This window comes from Subtercola boreus (assembly GCF_006716115.1).
Lineage (GTDB): Bacteria > Actinomycetota > Actinomycetes > Actinomycetales > Microbacteriaceae > Subtercola > Subtercola boreus.
Genome location: NZ_VFOO01000001.1, coordinates 1981498 through 1998739, shown reverse-complemented (window position 1 = coordinate 1998739; position 17242 = coordinate 1981498). Strand labels below are relative to the sequence as shown.

Annotated in this window: 20 protein-coding genes; 17 read left to right on the top strand and 3 right to left on the bottom strand. The window is 68.2% G+C overall.

Translation table 11 applies throughout. The features are described 5' to 3' along the window. Positions 1 to 29: 29 nt before the first annotated feature. Genes ftsY through FB464_RS09315 form a run of 3 tightly spaced genes read left to right on the top strand, consistent with a single transcriptional unit; the run spans position 30 to position 3432 of the window. Positions 30 to 905 carry a signal recognition particle-docking protein FtsY gene (ftsY, locus tag FB464_RS09325; protein ID WP_116414111.1) on the top strand — a complete coding sequence of 292 codons (876 nt, stop codon included), beginning with the start codon at positions 30 to 32 and terminating at the stop codon, positions 903 to 905. A gap of 39 nt (positions 906 to 944) precedes the next feature. After that, positions 945 to 2552 (top strand): signal recognition particle protein, encoded by a 1608-nt coding sequence (gene ffh / locus FB464_RS09320; protein WP_116414112.1) that lies wholly within the window; start codon positions 945 to 947, stop codon positions 2550 to 2552. A gap of 55 nt (positions 2553 to 2607) precedes the next feature. Beyond that, a complete protein-coding gene (locus FB464_RS09315; protein WP_116414113.1) occupies positions 2608 to 3432 on the top strand; it encodes an LLM class F420-dependent oxidoreductase in 825 nt (274 codons plus the stop codon). Positions 3433 to 3547: 115 nt separating this feature from the next. On the opposite strand, the gene FB464_RS09310 is transcribed toward FB464_RS09315, so the two are convergent. Beyond that, positions 3548 to 4684, bottom strand: a complete 1137-nt coding sequence (locus FB464_RS09310; protein WP_116414114.1) for a glutamate--cysteine ligase — start codon at positions 4682 to 4684, stop codon at positions 3548 to 3550. Between the two features lie 224 nt (positions 4685 to 4908). On the opposite strand from FB464_RS09310, the gene rpsP reads away from it, so the two are divergent. The 4 genes from rpsP (at position 4909) to trmD (ending at position 7104) form a co-directional block, all read left to right on the top strand. Then, a complete protein-coding gene (gene rpsP / locus FB464_RS09305; protein ID WP_116414115.1) occupies positions 4909 to 5340 on the top strand; it encodes a 30S ribosomal protein S16 in 432 nt (143 codons plus the stop codon). Positions 5341 to 5343: 3 nt separating this feature from the next. Beyond that, the gene (locus tag FB464_RS09300; protein ID WP_116414116.1) at positions 5344 to 5580 is read left to right on the top strand and encodes an RNA-binding protein; all 237 of its coding nucleotides are present in this window, start codon (positions 5344 to 5346) and stop codon (positions 5578 to 5580) included. After that, positions 5564 to 6259 (top strand): ribosome maturation factor RimM, encoded by a 696-nt coding sequence (gene rimM / locus FB464_RS09295; protein ID WP_246092995.1) that lies wholly within the window; start codon positions 5564 to 5566, stop codon positions 6257 to 6259. Before FB464_RS09300 ends, rimM begins: the two co-directional genes overlap by 17 nt. Positions 6260 to 6393: 134 nt before the next feature. Then, positions 6394 to 7104, top strand: coding sequence for a tRNA (guanosine(37)-N1)-methyltransferase TrmD (trmD, locus tag FB464_RS09290; RefSeq protein ID WP_116414118.1), 711 nt, complete (start codon positions 6394 to 6396; stop codon positions 7102 to 7104). A gap of 27 nt (positions 7105 to 7131) precedes the next feature. On the opposite strand, the gene map is transcribed toward trmD, so the two are convergent. Beyond that, on the bottom strand, positions 7132 to 7899 hold the full coding sequence (gene map / locus FB464_RS09285; protein ID WP_116414119.1) for a type I methionyl aminopeptidase: 768 nt from the start codon (positions 7897 to 7899) through the stop codon (positions 7132 to 7134). Positions 7900 to 7975: 76 nt separating this feature from the next. Between map and FB464_RS09280 the strand changes: the two genes are divergently transcribed. The 10 genes from FB464_RS09280 to FB464_RS09235 all read left to right on the top strand — a co-directional run bounded on the left by FB464_RS09280 (position 7976) and on the right by FB464_RS09235 (position 16483). Further along, positions 7976 to 8473 carry an MFS transporter gene (locus FB464_RS09280; protein ID WP_116414120.1) on the top strand — a complete coding sequence of 166 codons (498 nt, stop codon included), beginning with the start codon at positions 7976 to 7978 and terminating at the stop codon, positions 8471 to 8473. A 215-nt stretch (positions 8474 to 8688) separates the two neighbouring features. Next, positions 8689 to 9036, top strand: a complete 348-nt coding sequence (gene rplS, locus FB464_RS09275; protein WP_116414121.1) for a 50S ribosomal protein L19 — start codon at positions 8689 to 8691, stop codon at positions 9034 to 9036. Positions 9037 to 9200: 164 nt separating this feature from the next. Continuing rightward, the gene (gene lepB, locus FB464_RS09270) at positions 9201 to 9971 is read left to right on the top strand and encodes a signal peptidase I (protein WP_116414122.1); all 771 of its coding nucleotides are present in this window, start codon (positions 9201 to 9203) and stop codon (positions 9969 to 9971) included. Continuing rightward, on the top strand, positions 9968 to 10681 hold the full coding sequence (locus FB464_RS09265; protein WP_116414123.1) for a ribonuclease HII: 714 nt from the start codon (positions 9968 to 9970) through the stop codon (positions 10679 to 10681). The genes lepB and FB464_RS09265 overlap by 4 nt, the downstream gene beginning before the upstream one ends. A gap of 12 nt (positions 10682 to 10693) precedes the next feature. Further along, positions 10694 to 11017, top strand: coding sequence for a DUF2469 domain-containing protein (locus FB464_RS09260; RefSeq protein ID WP_104244363.1), 324 nt, complete (start codon positions 10694 to 10696; stop codon positions 11015 to 11017). A 115-nt stretch (positions 11018 to 11132) separates the two neighbouring features. Next, positions 11133 to 11489 carry a YraN family protein gene (locus FB464_RS09255; RefSeq protein ID WP_116414124.1) on the top strand — a complete coding sequence of 119 codons (357 nt, stop codon included), beginning with the start codon at positions 11133 to 11135 and terminating at the stop codon, positions 11487 to 11489. Next, on the top strand, positions 11486 to 13021 hold the full coding sequence (locus FB464_RS09250) for a YifB family Mg chelatase-like AAA ATPase (RefSeq protein WP_116416485.1): 1536 nt from the start codon (positions 11486 to 11488) through the stop codon (positions 13019 to 13021). The genes FB464_RS09255 and FB464_RS09250 overlap by 4 nt, the downstream gene beginning before the upstream one ends. Continuing rightward, the gene (gene dprA, locus FB464_RS09245) at positions 13018 to 14370 is read left to right on the top strand and encodes a DNA-processing protein DprA (RefSeq protein WP_246092994.1); all 1353 of its coding nucleotides are present in this window, start codon (positions 13018 to 13020) and stop codon (positions 14368 to 14370) included. The genes FB464_RS09250 and dprA overlap by 4 nt, the downstream gene beginning before the upstream one ends. A 181-nt stretch (positions 14371 to 14551) precedes the next feature. Then, positions 14552 to 15448: a phosphodiesterase gene (locus FB464_RS09240; RefSeq protein ID WP_116414125.1), complete on the top strand. Its 897-nt coding sequence runs from the start codon at positions 14552 to 14554 to the stop codon at positions 15446 to 15448. A 30-nt stretch (positions 15449 to 15478) separates the two neighbouring features. Continuing rightward, positions 15479 to 16483 (top strand): tyrosine-type recombinase/integrase, encoded by a 1005-nt coding sequence (locus tag FB464_RS09235; RefSeq protein WP_116414126.1) that lies wholly within the window; start codon positions 15479 to 15481, stop codon positions 16481 to 16483. 26 nt (positions 16484 to 16509) lie between these two features. On the opposite strand, the gene FB464_RS09230 is transcribed toward FB464_RS09235, so the two are convergent. Continuing rightward, complete coding sequence (locus tag FB464_RS09230; protein WP_116414127.1) at positions 16510 to 17124, bottom strand: murein hydrolase activator EnvC family protein; 615 nt, start codon at positions 17122 to 17124, stop codon at positions 16510 to 16512. Between the last annotated feature and the right edge of the window lie 118 nt (positions 17125 to 17242).

Sequence of the window (17242 nt, the reverse complement as noted above, 5' to 3'; positions counted from 1 at the left end):
TCAGGTTCTGGGGGCCATAGTCTGGTGTCATGGCTGAACGAACCCCGTGGTCCCTCTCCGGCGCGCTCCGCGGCATGTTCGCGAAACGCACCATCGACCAGGAGACCTGGGACGACCTCGAAACGGCGCTCATCACGGGCGACTTCGGCATCGACGTCACCGACGAGATCGTCGCAGACCTCCGCGCGAAGGTCGCCCGATACAACACGACCGACCCGAAAGACCTGCAGCGGATGCTCCGGGAGACGCTCGAGGAACGTTTCTCGAAGCTCGACTCCACGCTGAAGCTCACCGAGCGCCCCGCGATCGTGCTGGTCGTCGGCGTCAACGGGGTCGGCAAGACGACCACGATCGGCAAGTTCGCGAAGTTCCTCGCCAACTACAACCGGAGCGTCGTGGTCGGCGCGGCCGACACCTTCCGCGCCGCCGCCGTGGAGCAGGTCGCGACCTGGGCCGAGCGTGCTGGCGCGCACATCGTGCGGCCGCAGCAGGAGGGGCAGGATCCGGCGTCCGTCGCCTTCCAGACGGTGGAGTACGCCAAACGCAACAACATCGAGATCGCCATCATCGACACGGCCGGCCGCCTGCAGACCAAGGGTGGGCTGATGGACGAACTCACCAAGATCAGGCGGGTCATCGAGAAACAGGCACCGGTCTCCGAGGTGCTGCTCGTTCTCGACGCAACGACCGGCCAGAACGGGCTGCTCCAGGCCGAGGCGTTCATCGAGCACGCCGGCGTGACGGGGCTGGTGCTGACGAAACTCGACGGATCGGCGAAAGCCGGCTTCGTTCTCGCGGTGCAGGAACGCACGGGCATCCCGATCAAACTGATCGGCCAGGGCGAGGGCATCAACGACCTCACCGGTTTCACCCCGCACGTCTTCGTGCAGAATCTCATCGGCTGAGCATCCTCCCCCAGCCGGAGCGGTTAAGATTGTCGCACCATGGCAACTTTTGGAAACCTGTCTGACCGCTTGGCGGAGACGTTCAGAAACCTCCGCACCAAGGGCAAGCTCAGCCCTGCCGACGTCGACAGCACGGTACGCGAGATCCGCCGCGCCCTGCTCGACGCCGACGTCGCGCTCGAGGTTGTTAAAGATTTCACTTCCAAGGTGCGGGAGCGGGCCCTCGGCGACGAGGTCAACAAGGCGCTGAACCCGGCGCAGCAGGTCGTGCAGATCGTCAACGAGGAGCTCATCGCCATCCTCGGCGGTGAGGCACGCAAGATCCAGTTCGCGAAGAAGCCGCCGACCATCATCATGCTCGCGGGCCTCCAGGGTGCCGGTAAGACCACTCTTGCCGGCAAGCTGGCCAAGTGGCTCGCGAAGCAGCAGCACACGCCGCTGCTCGTCGCGGCCGACCTCCAGCGCCCGAATGCGGTGCAGCAGCTGCAGGTCGTCGCCGGCCAGGCGGGTGTCGCGGTCTACGCGCCCGAACCCGGCAACGGCGTGGGAAACCCCGTCAAGGTCGCCAAAGACAGCATCAAGTGGGCCATCGACAAGCAGTACGACGTCGTCATCGTCGACACGGCGGGTCGCCTCGGTGTCGACGCCGACATGATGAAGCAGGCCGCAGACATCCGGAAGGCGGTGCAGCCCGACGAGGTGCTGTTCGTCATCGACGCGATGATCGGGCAGGACGCGGTCGCGACCGCCAAGGCCTTCCAGGACGGCGTCGACTTCACCGGTGTCGTGCTCACGAAGCTCGACGGCGACGCCCGAGGTGGGGCGGCGCTCTCGGTCGCCTCGGTGACCGGCCGACCCATCATCTTCGCGTCGACGGGTGAGTCGCTCGACGACTTCGAGCCCTTCTACCCCGATCGCATGGCGTCGCGCATCCTCGACCTCGGCGACATCCTCACCCTCATCGAGCAGGCGCAGGGCGCGTTCGACGAGGAGGAGGCGGCGAAGGTCGCGGAGAAGTTCCGCACCGACTCGTTCACGCTCGACGACTTCCTCGGCCAGATGCAGCAGCTGCGGGGTGCCGGTTCGCTCAAGAAGATGATCGGCATGCTCCCGGGCGCCGGGGCCATGAAGGAGCAGCTGAACAACTTCGACGAGCGCGAGATCGTGCGCACCGAGGCCATCATCCAGTCGATGACCAAGGCCGAGCGCACGAACCCGAAACTGCTGAACGGATCGCGTCGCGTGCGGATCGCCCGCGGATCCGGCATGACCGTCACCGACGTCAACCAGCTCGTGCAGCGCTTCGAGCAGGCCTCGAAGATGATGAAGACCGTCGCCAAGGGCGGTGTGCCGCAGATCCCCGGTATGGGGCCGATGGCCGGTGCGGGCTTCGCGGGTGGCCGCGGCAGGAAGGTGCAGGCGAAGAAGGGCTCGAAGTCGGGCAACCCGGCCAAGCGTGCCGCGGAGAACGCGGCGATCGCGTCAGGTGAGAAGCTGCCGGGCACAGACGGTGCGGGCAGCGGCGCTCCCGCCGGTTCGGGCTTCGGCCTCGGCGGCAAGCGCGGTGCCGCGGGTGCGGGCGCAGCTCCGGCCGGCGGGCCGAGCGAGAAGGAACTCGAGTCGCTGCAGAGGTTCCTCGGGCGCTGAGGCGGGCGCCGATCGCCGTCGGCGGCGCGGCGTTCTGCGGTCGTAGGATCGGAGCATGACTTCTTCGAGCCTCCGTCCCGTCCGTATCGGCGTGCAGATCGCCCCGCAGCACTCCACCTACACCGAGATCCGCGACACCCTCACGACGCTCGAGGAGCTCGGCGTCGACGTGGCCTTCAACTGGGACCACTTCTACCCGCTCTCCGGTGACCCCGAGGGCACCCATTTCGAGGGCTGGAGCATGCTCGCCGCGTGGGCGGAGCAGACCACGACCATCGAATTCGGTCCGCTGGTGACCTGCAACACCTACCGGAACCCCGACCTGCTCGCCGACATGGCCCGTACCGTCGACCACATCAGCGCGAAGAACGGTGCCGCCGGACGGCTCATCTTCGGCATCGGGTCGGGCTGGTTCGAGCGCGACTACGACGAGTACGGCTACGAGTTCGGCACGGTCGGACAGCGACTGGATGCCCTGGCCGAAGCCATGCCCCGCATCGAGTCGCGCTGGTCGAAGCTGACCCCGCCCCCCACCCGGAAGATCCCGGTGCTGATCGGCGGCGGCGGAGAGAAGAAGACCCTGCGGATCGTCGCGAAGCACGCGGACATCTGGCACAGCTTCGCCGACACCGAGACGCTCGAACGGAAGCTCGGCATCCTGCGCTCGCACTGCGAGGAGATCGGGCGCGACTTCGACGAGATCGAGATCTCGACGGGCGCCAGCGTGCGCGCGGGCGTCGGCTCGTCGGACACGGATGCGCTCGACGCGCAGCACGCGCTCGGCGCGACCCTGTTCACCCTCGGAATCTCGGGCCCCGGCCTCGACGCCTCCCAGGTCACCGACCTGCTCGCCTGGCGCGACGCGAAGAACGCGGACTGAGCCGCCCCGCCGCCGCCCCCGGCGCGCCGCACGAACTCGCCCCTCAGCGGCAGCCGTGCGGTGCTCCGTTCGGGCGCGCGGCGTCAGCCGCCGAGGCCGTGCCGCAGCTCGTGCGTCAGCCGCCGAGGCCGTGCCGCAGCTCGTGCGTCAGCGACGAGACGACCGACTGCAGGCTGCCGCCGTTCTGCTCCGCGACGTGCAGCTGGCGCTGGTAGCTGGCACCCTTCTCGAGGATGAGGTTCACCTGCGCGAGTTCCGCAGAGCATCCGAGTCTCTCGGCCGTCGGCGCCAGCGTGACCAGCAGCTCGCGGATGTCGTCGGTCACCAGTCGCTCGTCGCCCGCGGGGTTCAGGATGATCTCGGCGTCCAGCCCGTACCGCGCTGCGCGCCACTTGTTCTCGCGCACGAACCACGGCTGGAGGGTCACGAGCTCCTCGCCCGCATCCAGACGGTCGCTCATGTGGTCGACAAGGCACTGGATGAGCGCCGCGACCGCCCCGATCTCCTCGGGGCTCGACAGTCCGTCGCACGCGCGCATCTCGACGGTGCCCCACTGCGGTGACGGGCGGATGTCCCACCTCACCTCGGTGTGGTCGTCGATGATGCCCGTGGTCATCATGTCGGCCACGTACTCCTCGTAGTTCGCCCAACTGCCGAACTGGTAGGGGAGCCCCGCCGTCGGCAGCTGCTGGAACATCAACGCCCGGTTGGAGGCGTAGCCCGTGTTGACCCCGCCCCAGAACGGGCTCGACGCGCTCAGCGCCTGCAGGTGCGGGTAGTACGTCAGCAGTCCGTTGACCAGGGGCAGCACCTTGTCACGGCTCTCGACCCCCACATGCACGTGGATGCCCCAGATGAGCATGTTGCGACCCCACCACTGGGTGCGGTCGACGAGGCGGTGGTAGCGCTCCTTGTCGGTCACCTCCTGGTCGAACCACTGGGCGAACGGATGACTGCCTGCACACATCAACTCCACATCGAGCGGGTCGGTGATGGCCCGCACTTCATCCAACATGCCCAGAAGGTCGGCCACAGCATCCGGAACCGATCTGTGGACAGTTGTGACGAGTTCGACGGTGTTGAGGAGAAGCTCACCCGTGATCTGCGGATGCTCGGAGCCATCACTCTGGCGGAGAGCCTCCAGGACCTCACCGGCCACCGAGACCAGGTCGCCGCTGACCCGATCGACCAGGGCGATCTCCCATTCGATGCCGAGAGTGGATCGCTCGGAGTGCGCGAAGGTGATCTCCATCGGCCTGCCCCTGACTGTATCTGTGCCGGCGAACCGTGCACACGGTGCGGATTTGCGGTCGTGATTACTCTATGGCCATTTTTTCTGACAGAATGGTCAGTCGAGTCTGCCCGCGTCCGACCCTCTAATCAGGCGTGGCGCAGAACCTTAGAACTTTTTCTTGGCCGAGTGTGCCCCCACGCTCACGGCCGGCAGTTCGCCCCATAAAAATACTCAGGAGAATTGTGGCTGTAAAAATCCGTTTGAAGCGCATGGGCAAGATCCGCGCTCCTTACTACCGTATTGTCGTCGCCGACTCGCGCACCAAGCGTGACGGCCGTGTCATCGAAGAGATCGGCAAGTACCACCCGACCGAGGAGCCGTCGCTCATCGAGGTCAAGAGCGACCGTGCGCAGTACTGGCTCGGCGTCGGCGCGCAGCCGACCGAGCAGGTCACCGCACTGCTGAAGCTCACCGGTGACTGGGGCATCTTCAAGAAGGATGCCGCCACCTCGGTGTCGACCGTTCGCGTCAAGGCTCCGAAAGAGGCTTTCGTCGCCGACGAGAAGAAGAAGCCGGTGCTCCGCCCCAAGGCCGAGGCTCCTGCAGCCCCCGCCGCGGCTCCCGTCGCCGAATCGGCTCCTGCCGACGACGACGCTGCAACGACCGAGGCGTAAGTCTTGCTCGCCCCCGCCCTCGAGCACCTCGTCAAAGGGATTGTCGACAATCCCGGCGATGTGCGCGTCGTGGCAAAGAACTCTCCGCGCGGCGAGGTCCTCGAGGTTCGTGTGAACCCCGACGACCTCGGTCGCGTGATCGGCCGCTCGGGCCGCACCGCCAAGGCGTTGCGCACGCTCGTCGCCGCACTTGCCGATGGCAAGCGCGTACGTGTTGACGTGGTTGATACAGATTTCTAAGAACGAAACGCAACTGAGAGTCGGTCGCCTCACGAAAGCCCACGGGCTGAAGGGTGCGATCAAGCTCGAGCTGTTCACCGACGACCCGGAACGACGCTTCGTTCCGGGCTCGGTGTTCACGCTGCAAGTGCCCACCACCTCGCCCTGGCACGGCAAGACCCTCGAACTGGCGGAACTCCGCTGGTACAACGGGCATGCTGTCGGCTTCTTTGTCGGCGTACCTGACCGCACTGCGGCCGAGTCCCTGGCGAAGGCCATCCTCTGGATCGACCACGACCTCACCGAGGTCACCGACGAGGAGGATGCGTGGTTCGACCACCAGCTCGTCGGCCTTGCCGTCGTGCGTGACGGCGTGCGCATCGGTACGATGACCCAGATCGATCATCTCCCGGCGCAGGACCTCCTGCATGTGTCGACGGTGTCGGGCGAAGTGCTCGTACCGTTCGTCAAGGCGATCGTTCCCTCGGTGGATGTCGCGGGCGGCACCATCACGGTGACCCCGCCCCCTGGCCTCTTCGAGGAACTGCCCGAGTCGGCCCTGCCGGATTCGGAGGCCCTGGCCGCCGTCGTGCTGCCGGCCGGCGTGTCGACGGATGCCGCTGACGCGGACGCTGCCGACTCAGGCGCTGCTGAAGCTGCGCCCGATGCTCCCGCTGACGAGGCTGCCAAGCCCGAGTAGTCACCCGATCGGCGGCCCTGCACTGATCCTCCGCGCTATCCGCGCCGGATCGGAGCAGGGCCGCCCATTTGGTGCTGCGCCACCCGGCGGGGCAGGCGGGCGGACCGCCCGGGCGGGGGCGCTAGGGTTTTCGGATGCGCATCGACATTGTCACGATCTTCCCCACGTTCTTCGATGCGCTCGACATCTCGCTGCTCGGCCGGGCGCGGGAGGACGGCATCCTCGAGGTCGAGGTGCACGACCTCCGCACGTTCACACACGACCGGCACCGCACCGTCGACGACAAGCCCTACGGCGGCGGCGCCGGAATGGTGATGAAGCCGGAGCCGTGGGGGGAGGCGCTCGACACGATCCTGCCGGCGGAGATCCCGGATGTCGCGAGCGGCGCCGGCCCGATTGTGATCTTCCCCTCACCCGCCGGCGAGGTTTTCACGCAGGCGATGGCCCGCGAGTTGAGCGGCGCGAGCCACCTCGTCTTCGGCTGCGGGCGTTACGAGGGCATCGACCAGAGGGTGTTCGACTATGCGGGCAGCCGCGCATCCGTTCGGCTGGTGAGCCTCGGCGACTATGTGCTGAACGGGGGCGAGGTCGCCGTGATGGCGATGATCGAGGCGATCGGCCGGCTGATCCCGGGCGTCATCGGCAATCCCGAGAGCCTCGTCGAGGAGTCCCATGAAGACGGCCTGCTCGAGTATCCGAGCTACACGAAGCCGTCGAGCTGGCGGGGTCTGGATGTCCCACCGGTGCTGATCGGCGGCAACCACGGTGCCATTGCCGCCTGGCGCCGCGATGCCCAACTCGAGCGCACCCGGCGCGTACGCCCGGACCTCCTGCCGCCCGAGTGACGCGCGCCTCTCCGGAACGTCCAGCTGTCAGGCGCGGGCGCTCAGGATGAGGGGGCCGTCGGGGGTGATCGCGATGGTGTGCTCCATGTGGGCGCCGCGGGAGCCGTCGGCACTCCGCAGTGTCCAGCCGTCGCGGTCCGTCACGATCTTGTTCGTGCTCTCGAGGAACCACGGCTCGATGGCGATCACGAGGCCGGGGTCGAGGTGCACACCGCGCCCCGGGCGACCGTTGTTCGGGATGTGCGGATCGCCGTGCATGGTGCGGCCGACGCCGTGCCCGCCGAAGTCCGTGTTGATCGAGTAGCCGTCGGCCAGGGCGACAGCTGCGATCGCGGCTGAGATGTCGCCGACCCGGCCGCCGGGCTGCGCGGCGGCGATGCCCGCGTCGAGGGCGCGCGTCGTGGTGTCGATGAGCCGGGCATCCTGCGGCCGCGGTGTGCCGACGATGACGGTGATCGCGGAGTCGGCGACCCAGCCGTCGACCGAAGCGGCGAAGTCGAGCGTGAGCATGTCGCCGTCGCGCAGGCGGTAGTCATGCGGGAGACCGTGCAGGACGGCGTCGTTGACCGAGGTGCAGAGCACCTTGCCGAACGGGCTCGCGCCGAACGAGGGGTGGTAGGTGATGTAGCACGACTCGGCACCACGCGCCCGGATCATGTCATGCGCTATGGCGTCGAGCTTCAGCAGGTTGACGCCGACTGCCGCCCGCGAGGCGAGCTCGGTCAGCACCGCGCCGACGAAGGCCCCGGCGGGTCGCATCTGCTCGATTTCGGCGGGCGTTCTGAGTTCGATCATGGTGATTCCCTTTGACTTGCCTGTGCTTTCGAAGCGCACATGGCACTGTCCACGTTACTCGCCGTATTCTTGAGCCATGTTCGTTCGCCGGGCTTTCTACTACTGGCAGGTCGCTGCCGTCGTTGTGCTGCCGCTGTGGGTGCTGATCGGCTGGTCCGTCTTCGGCGGCCAGGTCTGGCAGTTCCTCATCGTCATGCTCTCCTGCGGGGTGCTCGCTCTCGCAATGGCCGCTGTCGCGCTGCTCACTTTCGCGCGGAAGCAGGTGCGACTGACCCGGACCGTCTCCTGGCAGGATATGCTCGTGGTTGCGCTCTGGCAGGTGTCGATCATCGCGGTGGGGTTCTTCTTCCCCGCCGGGTCGATCATCGCGGTGGCCTCCGTCGTGCTGGGACTCGTCGCCTTCTGGAGTTCGATCGCGCAGCTGCTCGGCGAAACCAGGAAGCGCGTGCAGGGTGTCTTCGACACCTTCCAGTACGCCGCACAGATGGGGGAGTCGCCCCGGGCCGTTCGTGAACCGCTGGTCGCCGAGGGCGAGTACATCGTCATCGAGACCGGTCGCAGCGCCCAGAAGTAGCCCCCGGGCATCCGGAGCCCTGCAGTGGCTCGCCGCCGAGGGGCCCGTGCTCTTTGCTATTGGTGGCTGTCTCGTGGCAGAATGTTCGATTGTGCCACCGCCAGACTCTGCCACAGGGGAGTTCTGCATTCTCGATCGCACACCCTTTCACTGACTGGCCCGTTCGGGCCTCAAAAACGTAGTCGACCTGTGGCGGTTGCAGAGAGCGAAACACCATGCATATTCTCGACAGCGTCGACGCAGCATCCCTGCGGAGCGACGTCCCCGACTTCCGCGCCGGCGACACCGTTCGCGTTCACGTGAACATCATCGAAGGCACGCGCTCCCGTGTGCAGGTCTTCCAGGGCATCGTCATCGGCCGCTCGGGTGAGGGCGTCCGCGAGACGTTCTGCGTGCGCAAGGTCAGCTTCCAGGTCGGCGTCGAGCGTACCTTCCCGGTGCACTCGCCGATCATCGACCACATCGAGGTCGTCACCCGCGGCGACGTGCGCCGCGCGAAGCTGTACTACCTGCGGGCACTCCGTGGCAAGAAGGCCAAGATCAAAGAGAAGCGCGACGCGTAGTCTCTCGCCGGCTTCTCGGTCCTCTGCTGGCATTCGGCAACATTTTCTGAGCGTCGTCCTAACATTTGGATAACGCGTCTGGGAATACGCCGGTTCCGCCACGCGGGTCGACCATTTCCCTGAGCTCCTGCCCCATAAAATGGGTCGGGAGCTCAGGCGGTTAAATGACAGAAACATCGTTGCGGCCACGATCGGATCGTGGTGGCAGACGCAAGGGGCGACGCCAGAAGAGCGCCGCCCTCTTCATTCGTGACATCGTCATCATCTTCCTGGTCGCCCTGCTCGCATCCGTTCTCATCAAGACCTTCCTGGTGCGCTCGTTCTACATCCCCTCGGGGTCGATGGAGAACACGCTGCAGATCGGGGACCGCATCCTCGTCAACGAACTCGAACCGGGGATCATCCCCATCGAGCGGGGCGACGTCGTCGTGTTCAAAGACCCGGGCGGCTGGCTGCACACGGCACCAGAAGCACCCACCACTCCCCTTGTGGGGGCCGTCAACTGGGTGCTCGACGCTGTCGGGCTGGCTGCCACAGACAGCAACGACCACCTGATCAAACGCGTGATCGGCCTGCCGGGCGATCATGTGGAATGCTGCAACGCGCTCGGCCAGATGATGGTCAACGGGGTACCGCTGAATGAGCCGTACCTGAAGCTGCAGCCCGGTGATACCAAAGCCTCGGACCTGGCATTCGACGTGACCGTGCCAGAGAACTCGCTGTGGGTGATGGGCGACAATCGAGGCAACTCGGCGGACTCGCGGTACAACCAGACGAACCCGGGGGGCGGGTTCGTGCCCGAGGCCGACGTCGTCGGGCGTGCGCTCTGGATCACGTTCCCGATCGGCCGGTGGACGTTCCTCGACAACTTCTCGTCGGTGTTCCGGGGGGCGGCGGAGGCGGCGCCGTCCTCGGCGTCGGGTGGTTCCGGGTGACACCGGTCAGCGACCCGCACCTCCGCCACGAGCGAGCCCTCGGGCGGGCTGGCGCGCGCCTGGTGATCGGGGTCGACGAGGTCGGGCGCGGTGCGATCGCGGGCCCGGTGGCCGTCGGCATGTGCGTCATCGACCCGACCAGCCGCCGGAAGTTCCCGGTGGGCCTCCGGGATTCGAAGCTGCTGTCCGAGGCGAAGCGCGAGCAGCTCGCCCCCCTCGCTTCAGCGTGGGCGTGGGCATCCGCCGTCGGACTGGCGAGTGCCGACGAGGTCGACCGGCTCGGAATCATCGCCTGCCTGGGCCTCGCCGGCGCGCGTGCGCTCACCCAGTTGCGGACTGTCGGGGTCGACCTGTCCGACGCGATTCTGCTGTTGGACGGCAACCACGACTACCTCGCGGCGCACACCGGCGACGAGGTGCGGGTCACGACGAAGATCAAGGCCGACCGCGACTGCGCCTCGGTCTCTGCGGCCTCGGTGGTGGCGAAGGTGCATCGCGACCGGCTGATGATCGCCCTCGATGCCGAGCACCCGGGCTACGCCTGGTCGAGCAACAAGGGCTACGGCAGCGCTGCGCACTTCGAGGGCCTGCAACTGCTCGGACCCTCCGACCATCACCGGCGAACCTGGTTGAAGGGCGATCGGATGACCGGGGCCGACGACGAGGCGGACCCCGTGCCCGACGTTTCGGCGTCGAACGTGCTGGCATAGACTTGGAGCACCATGGAAGAAGACGAGTTCGAGGACTATGACCGCGAGGTGGAGCTGGCGCTCTACCGCGAGTACCGCGACGTCGTATCGCAGTTCAAGTATGTGATCGAGACGGAGCGCCGGTTCTACCTGGCGAACGACGTCGACCTCGTGCGCCGCGACACCGAGCACGACTTCTACTTCGAGCTGACGATGAGCGACGTGTGGGTGTGGGACGTGTACCGTTCCGACCGTTTCGTGAAGTCGGTTCGGGTGCTGACGTTCAAAGACGTGAACATCGAGGAGCTGTCGTCGAAGGACTTCGAGCTGCCCAAGGAGCTCGCGCTCGACGAGTAGCCCTCGGGTTCCTCCTGTCCTCCACAGGTGACTGATCTCCGGGACTCTCCACTGATCCGGTCTCAGCGCCCGTCTGCCTCTGCTCTGCTTGCCACTCTGGTGGCGGAGGCAGAACATGAAGGCAAAAGACGAAGTGGGCAGGCGCGGCGAGGATCTCGCCGCTGACTACCTGCTTGAGCAGGGGTACAGCATCCTCGAGCGCAACTGGCGGTGTCGCCAGGGCGAGATCGACGTGGTGGCCGAGCACGAGGGCGTCACCGTCTTCGTCGAGGTGAAGACGCGGTCGGGGCTCCGTTACGGGCATCCGTTCGAGGCAATCACCATCGCCAAGCTGGCGCGGCTCCGGCGGTTGGCCAGCGCGTGGTGCGAGACGGCGAAGCCTGGGCGTCGACAGATCCGCATCGACGCGATCGGCGTGCTGGTTCCGCCCCGCCAACCGGTCGTCATCGAGCACCTCGTCGGGATCTTCTGATGGTGGCGCGCACCCATTCCGTGGCTCTGCTCGGTATGACAGGGTCGATGGTGGAGGTCGAAGCAGACATCGGGAACGGCTTGCCGACCCTGATGATCATCGGGCTTCCCGACACGGCGCTGTCGGATGCCCGGGATCGCGTTCGGGCAGCGGCGACCAACTCCGGCTGCCCGCTGCCGACCAGCAAGATCACCGTGAACCTCTCGCCCGCGGCCCTCCCCAAACACGGCTCGACGTTCGATCTCGGCATCGCGATGGCCATTCTCGCCGCGGCTGGAACCGTCTCCGCGGGGTCGGTCGAACGGGTTGTCCACCTCGGTGAGCTGAGCCTCGACGGACGGCTCCGGCCGATGAACGGCGTGCTGCCGGCGATCGCCGCTGCGGCACGGGCCGGATACCGCACCTTCGTGGTTCCGGCCGGCAACCGGCACGAGGCGTCGCTGGTGCCCGGGGTGACGATCGTGCCCGTCATCTCCCTGCGGGACGCGGCGATCCACCACGGTGCGGCTCTCGACCCGATACCGCTCGACGTGATCGAGGGGGCCCGGGTCTACGACACGGAGCCGCCCGAGCACGAACTCTCCGACGTCATCGGAAATGCCGACGCGGTGCTGGCGCTCGTCGCAGCGGCAGCGGGCGGACACCACATCTTCATGCTGGGTCCTCCCGGAGCGGGCAAGACGATGCTGGCGATGAGGCTTCCGGGCCTGCTGCCCGACCTCGACGCCGCATCGGCGCTCGAGGTGAGCTCGATCCGCTCGCTCGCCGGAGCGTCGGTGCCGCGCACGCTCGCCACTCGTCCACCCTTCGAGAGCCCGCACCACTCCGCCTCGGCGGGTGCGCTCATCGGCGGAGGCTCGAAGCAGATCCGGCCCGGCGCGGCGGCCCGAGCGTCGCACGGGGTGCTCTTCCTCGACGAGGCACCGGAGTTCGCGACAAACGTGCTCGACACGCTGCGCCAGCCGCTCGAGTCCGGGGTCATCAGCATCCACAGGGCCAACGCGGTCGCGCTCTTCCCCGGGCGGTTCCAGTTGGTGATGGCGGCGAACCCGTGCCCCTGCGGGCAGTACGGCACCGCCGAGCTGAACTGCCTCTGCACGCCGAACACGCGGCGTCGCTACCTCGGGCGGCTGTCGGGGCCGCTGCTGGACCGCATCGACATCCAGGTGCAGGTGCGGCGGGTGTCTGCCGCCGAACTCAGGCTCGATGGCTCGGGCGAACGACTCACGACAGTTGAGGCCCGGAACCGGGTCCGGGAGGCGCGGGAGCGGATGGCTGCGCGCCTCAGTGAGACGCCCTGGAAGCTGAACGGTGAGGTGCTCGGTACCTGGCTTCGGAGCGGGCCGCAGAAGCTGCCCCGCGACACCACTCTCGTGCTCGACCGTGCTCTCGAACGCGGACTCATCACAATGCGGGGGTACGACCGCATCCTCCGCGTGGCGTGGACGTTGGCCGACCTCGACGCTGTTCCCCGCCCCGGCACCGACCAGATCGGCCGGGCCCTCTACCTCAGAAAGTCCCTCACACTGTGAACATCTTCTCGCTGGACGAGACACTCGTCATCGAAGCCGTCGCCGCCGTCAGCCCGGGGTGGGCTCCCGGAGAACCCGAACAAGCCGAAGGAGCAGGGGAGGCAGGTGCGGTCGGGGAGGCCGGTGCCGCCGAGGCTGCCGCAGAACGCTTCGCCCGCGCTTGCTGGAGTGGTATCGCCGAGCCCGGTGATGCGGTGGCGGGTCATCTCGTTTCCACGCTGGGGGCCGCTGATGCGCTGCGCTGCCTGGTCGACCGACTCCCAGCCGCCTCGATCATCGGACTGCTCCAGGATGCGGGCGGCGATGCGCCGAACGACGCGGCGGTCGAGGCGGGCCTGGAGCGGTGGCGACCCCGATTGGCGGCTTCGTCGGCCCTGACCGCCCTGAGACAGGCCCACCGGTGCGGTGCCCGGCTGGTCGTCCCCGGCGATCGCGAATGGCCAGCAGGCTTCGCCGGTCTCGGCCCGCACCAGCCGCTGGCGCTGTGGGTGCGCGGCAGACCGAACGCCGTTCTGGGGCTCCGGAGCGCCATCGCCATCGTGGGTGCCCGGGCGGCGAGCGGCTACGGCGAGCACGTGGCGATGGAACTGTCGGCGGGTCTCGCCGATCGGGGGTTCGGTGTCGCCTCCGGGGCTGCATACGGCATCGACGGGATGGCGCACCGGTCGGCGCTCGCGAGCTCCGGCCAGACGTTCGCCTTCCTCGCCGGGGGCGTGGACCGTTTCTACCCCACGGGCCACGATGCCCTCCTGGCCCGGATCGCTGAGGTCGGGGTCGTGCTCTCGGAGCTGCCCTGCGGCTCGGCTCCGACGAAATGGAGGTTCCTGCAGCGCAACCGGCTCATCGCAGCCGCGTCGCTTGCGACAGTGGTGGTCGAGGCCGGTGTGCGGAGCGGTTCACTGAACACGGCCGCCCATGCCGCTGCGCTCGGTCGGCCGCTCGGCGCTGTACCCGGCCCGGTGACGTCACCGTCGTCGGCGGGCTGCCACCGGCTCCTCCGTGAGTTCGACGCGGTCTGCGTCACCACCGCCGAGGAGGTCGTGCAACTGGTCGCAGAACCGGCCCCCGGGCAGTTCCAGCCGGAACTCCGCGGGCTGCCCGCTCTGGAAGCGCCGCAGCGAGCCGGGCCACGGGGCGATGTGGCGGGGCCGGTTGGCGGGCGGCGGAGGCCGGCCGAACACGTGCGGGTGCTCGACGCGGTCAGCCGGCGCGCCCTCCGCTCGGCGGAGGAGGTCGCCCAGCGGGCCGGGCTCAGCGTCGGATCGGCCCAGGCGGCGCTCGGAGCGCTCGGGCTCGAGGGGGTCGTCGAGGAGAAGGACGGCGGGTGGCGCGCCGTGCCGGCCGGGTGAGGCGCGCGGGCGGCGCGGGTGGGCGCCGGGGCGCCCAGAACGATGGGTGGGCGCCGGGGCCGCCCGCAACGATGGGTAGGTGCCGGAGCGCCCGCGACGATGGGTGGGCGCCGGGGCGCCCGCAACGGTGGAGGGCACCGGGCGGGGGTGCAGCGTCGGACGGGTTTGGCAGGATGGGGGGATGGCACCGACGAACGCTCCCACCCATGTGATCGCCCATCTCAGCGACACCCACTTCCTGGCCGGTCGAGCGAAGCTCTACGGAAAGGTCGACACCGACTCGACCCTGGCCCGCGCGCTGATGCAGCTGGAACGGTCCGGGATCAGGCCCGACGCCCTCGTCTTCACGGGAGACCTCACCGACCTCGGCGAGGCCGACGCCTACACCCGGATCCGGGCGCTGGTGGAGCCGGCCGCGGAGCGGATGGGGGCCGAACTGGTCTGGGTGATGGGCAACCACGATGCACGGGGGCGCCTGCGGGTGGAACTGCTCGATCAGCCCGGCACCGAGGAGCCGGTCGACCGGGTCTTCGACCTCGGCGGGCTGCGGCTGATCGCGCTCGACACGTCTGTGCCGGGATTCCATCACGGTGAGCTCACGTCCGGGCAGCTCGACTGGCTGCGAGACGAACTCCGAACGCCCGCCCCCCACGGCACGCTGGTCGCCCTGCACCACCCGCCGATTCCGACGACTCTCCCGCTGATGCCGATCCTGGAGCTGCAGGAGCAGGAGCTGCTCGCCGATGTCATCCGGGGAACGGACGTACGCGGCATCCTCGGCGGGCACCTCCACTACTCGACGACGTCCCTGTTCGCTGGAGTGCCGATCTCGGTGGCCGCCGCCACCTGCTACACGATGGATCTGTCGGCGGGGCCCGACCATCTCGACGGGCTGGGTGGAGGACAGTCGTTCAACCTGGTGCACGTCTACCCGGAGCAGGTCGTGCACTCCATCGTGCCGGTCGGCGACTACGAGGTCATCAACAGCTTCCCGACGGAGGTCGTGCGACGGATCGAGGCCCTCAGCCCTGAGGGCCAGCGCGACGCGTTCTCCCGCCACGCCCCGACGGCCGGCTGATCCGCAACGCCTGTCGGGCATCCTTGGAGCATGAGCCTCGAACAGAACGCCGACGACTTCCTGTCGCACCTGGCGCTCGAGCGCGGCTACTCCGAGAACACCGTTCGGGCCTACCGCTCCGACCTCGCGAACCTGCTCGCCTTCGCCGCGGACCGCCGCGCACAGGCCGGCACGGAGACGGTGGGTGCTGAGTCGGTGGGTGCTGAGTCGGTGGGAGCTGAGACAGCGGGTGCTGAAGGGTCAGCCGGGATGACGCTCGATCTGCTGCGCGACTGGTTGTGGGCCGCCTCCAACGGGGGACTGTCGAAGGCGACGATGGCCAGGCGCTCCGCGACGGCGAAGAGCTTCTCGGCCTGGCTGACGAGAACGGGGCTGCAGACCGGCGACGCGGCCGTACGGTTGCGTGCACCCCGAGCGGACCGGTCTCTGCCGCGCGTGCTCAGCCGGGCATCCGTGCAGTCGATCTTCGACCTGCTGGACGAGCGGGCGTCCGACGGGGATCCGATCGGTGAACGCAACCGGGCGATCGTCGAACTGCTCTACGCCTCGGCGCTCCGGGTGTCGGAGATCGTGGGAATCGACGTCGACGACCTCGACGAGGAGCGCCGTACCGTGCTGGTGACCGGCAAGGGGTCCAAGCAGCGGGTGGTCCCCTTCGGAGCACCGGCGCTCGCGGCGGTGACGCAGTACCGGCAGAACGGCCGGCGGGAACAGCTCATCAGCACGGCGCCCGGGCAGGAGTCGCAGATGCGCGTGTCGAGCGCACTGTTCCTGAACACGCGCGGGGAAAGGGTCGGCACCCGGTCTGTCTACGCGGTGGTCTCCGAACTGCTCAGCCGGGTTCCCGGAACGGGTCCGGAGGGCCCGCACGCGTTCCGCCACACGGCGGCGACGCACCTGCTCGACGGGGGAGCGGATCTCCGCGCGGTGCAGGAGATGCTCGGTCACTCCAGCCTCGGCACGACACAGATCTACACGCATGTGACGACGGAACGTCTGCGGAGCACCTACCTCGCGGCCCATCCCCGCGCCTGACGACGGGTGGGGGGTGGGCATCCGTCTCACCCTGTATCGCCGCCGCCGCCGTCGCCATCAAGCGGAAGCAGCACGGCGCGCGGGATGCCGCCGAGCACGAGGAGCGGGGAGACGTACTCCCCGTTCAGCCGCAGCCCGAGGTGCAGGCAGACGGGTTCGCAGTGCGACGACGATCCGGCGACCACGCCGATCTGCTGGCCGGCGGCCACGGTCTCACCCGCACGGACGGTCGGGGTGACCGGTTCGACGGTCGAGAGCACTCCGTCGCCGTGGCTGACGGAGACGAGGGGGCGGTCGACGACGAGGCCGGAGAACGTCACCGTGCCGGCCAGCACGGCATAGACGGGCTGGCCGGGGATGGCCGCGATGTCGATGCCCCGGTGCCCGGCGGAGTAACGGGTGGCGGGGGCTTCGAACGGTCGCACGACGGGGTGCGGCGCATCCGTCGGCCAGACGCCGCGCCCGCGACCGATGGCAGATCCGGATGCCCGGGGAAGCGCCGGCCCGAGAGAAGAGACCTGGCCGGGGAGTGGCTCGAGGAACCCGGGCACCCCAGACACCCCGGGCACCCCCGTCATCCCGAGCATCCCGAGCACCAGCAGGCCGACAGCGACGGCCCTGGTCGAAGTGATTGCGTACATGTCATCAGCCTCCGCGTTCCAGCGCAAGCCCGCCCGGCATTCGCGCCATCTGTGGAACATCGTGGCAAGATCGAAGGTGTGGGCGAGAAGAGCCCGGGGCAGCGTCGCCCCTCCCCTC

Excerpts from the sequence above, each read along its gene's own strand:
- FB464_RS09260 (WP_104244363.1), top strand. The coding sequence starts at position 10,694 with ATGGAAGAAGACGAGTTCGAGGACTATGACCGCGAGGTGGAGCTGGCG.
- ftsY (WP_116414111.1), top strand. The coding sequence starts at position 30 with ATGGCTGAACGAACCCCGTGGTCCCTCTCCGGCGCGCTCCGCGGCATG.
- FB464_RS09240 (WP_116414125.1), top strand. The coding sequence starts at position 14,552 with ATGGCACCGACGAACGCTCCCACCCATGTGATCGCCCATCTCAGCGAC.
- FB464_RS09280 (WP_116414120.1), top strand. The coding sequence starts at position 7,976 with ATGTTCGTTCGCCGGGCTTTCTACTACTGGCAGGTCGCTGCCGTCGTT.
- rplS (WP_116414121.1), top strand. The coding sequence starts at position 8,689 with ATGCATATTCTCGACAGCGTCGACGCAGCATCCCTGCGGAGCGACGTC.
- FB464_RS09315 (WP_116414113.1), top strand. The coding sequence starts at position 2,608 with ATGACTTCTTCGAGCCTCCGTCCCGTCCGTATCGGCGTGCAGATCGCC.
- trmD (WP_116414118.1), top strand. The coding sequence starts at position 6,394 with ATGCGCATCGACATTGTCACGATCTTCCCCACGTTCTTCGATGCGCTC.
- FB464_RS09230 (WP_116414127.1), bottom strand. The coding sequence starts at position 17,124 with ATGTACGCAATCACTTCGACCAGGGCCGTCGCTGTCGGCCTGCTGGTG.
- FB464_RS09310 (WP_116414114.1), bottom strand. The coding sequence starts at position 4,684 with ATGGAGATCACCTTCGCGCACTCCGAGCGATCCACTCTCGGCATCGAA.
- lepB (WP_116414122.1), top strand. The coding sequence starts at position 9,201 with ATGACAGAAACATCGTTGCGGCCACGATCGGATCGTGGTGGCAGACGC.
- ffh (WP_116414112.1), top strand. The coding sequence starts at position 945 with ATGGCAACTTTTGGAAACCTGTCTGACCGCTTGGCGGAGACGTTCAGA.
- map (WP_116414119.1), bottom strand. The coding sequence starts at position 7,899 with ATGATCGAACTCAGAACGCCCGCCGAAATCGAGCAGATGCGACCCGCC.
- FB464_RS09255 (WP_116414124.1), top strand. The coding sequence starts at position 11,133 with ATGAAGGCAAAAGACGAAGTGGGCAGGCGCGGCGAGGATCTCGCCGCT.
- FB464_RS09235 (WP_116414126.1), top strand. The coding sequence starts at position 15,479 with ATGAGCCTCGAACAGAACGCCGACGACTTCCTGTCGCACCTGGCGCTC.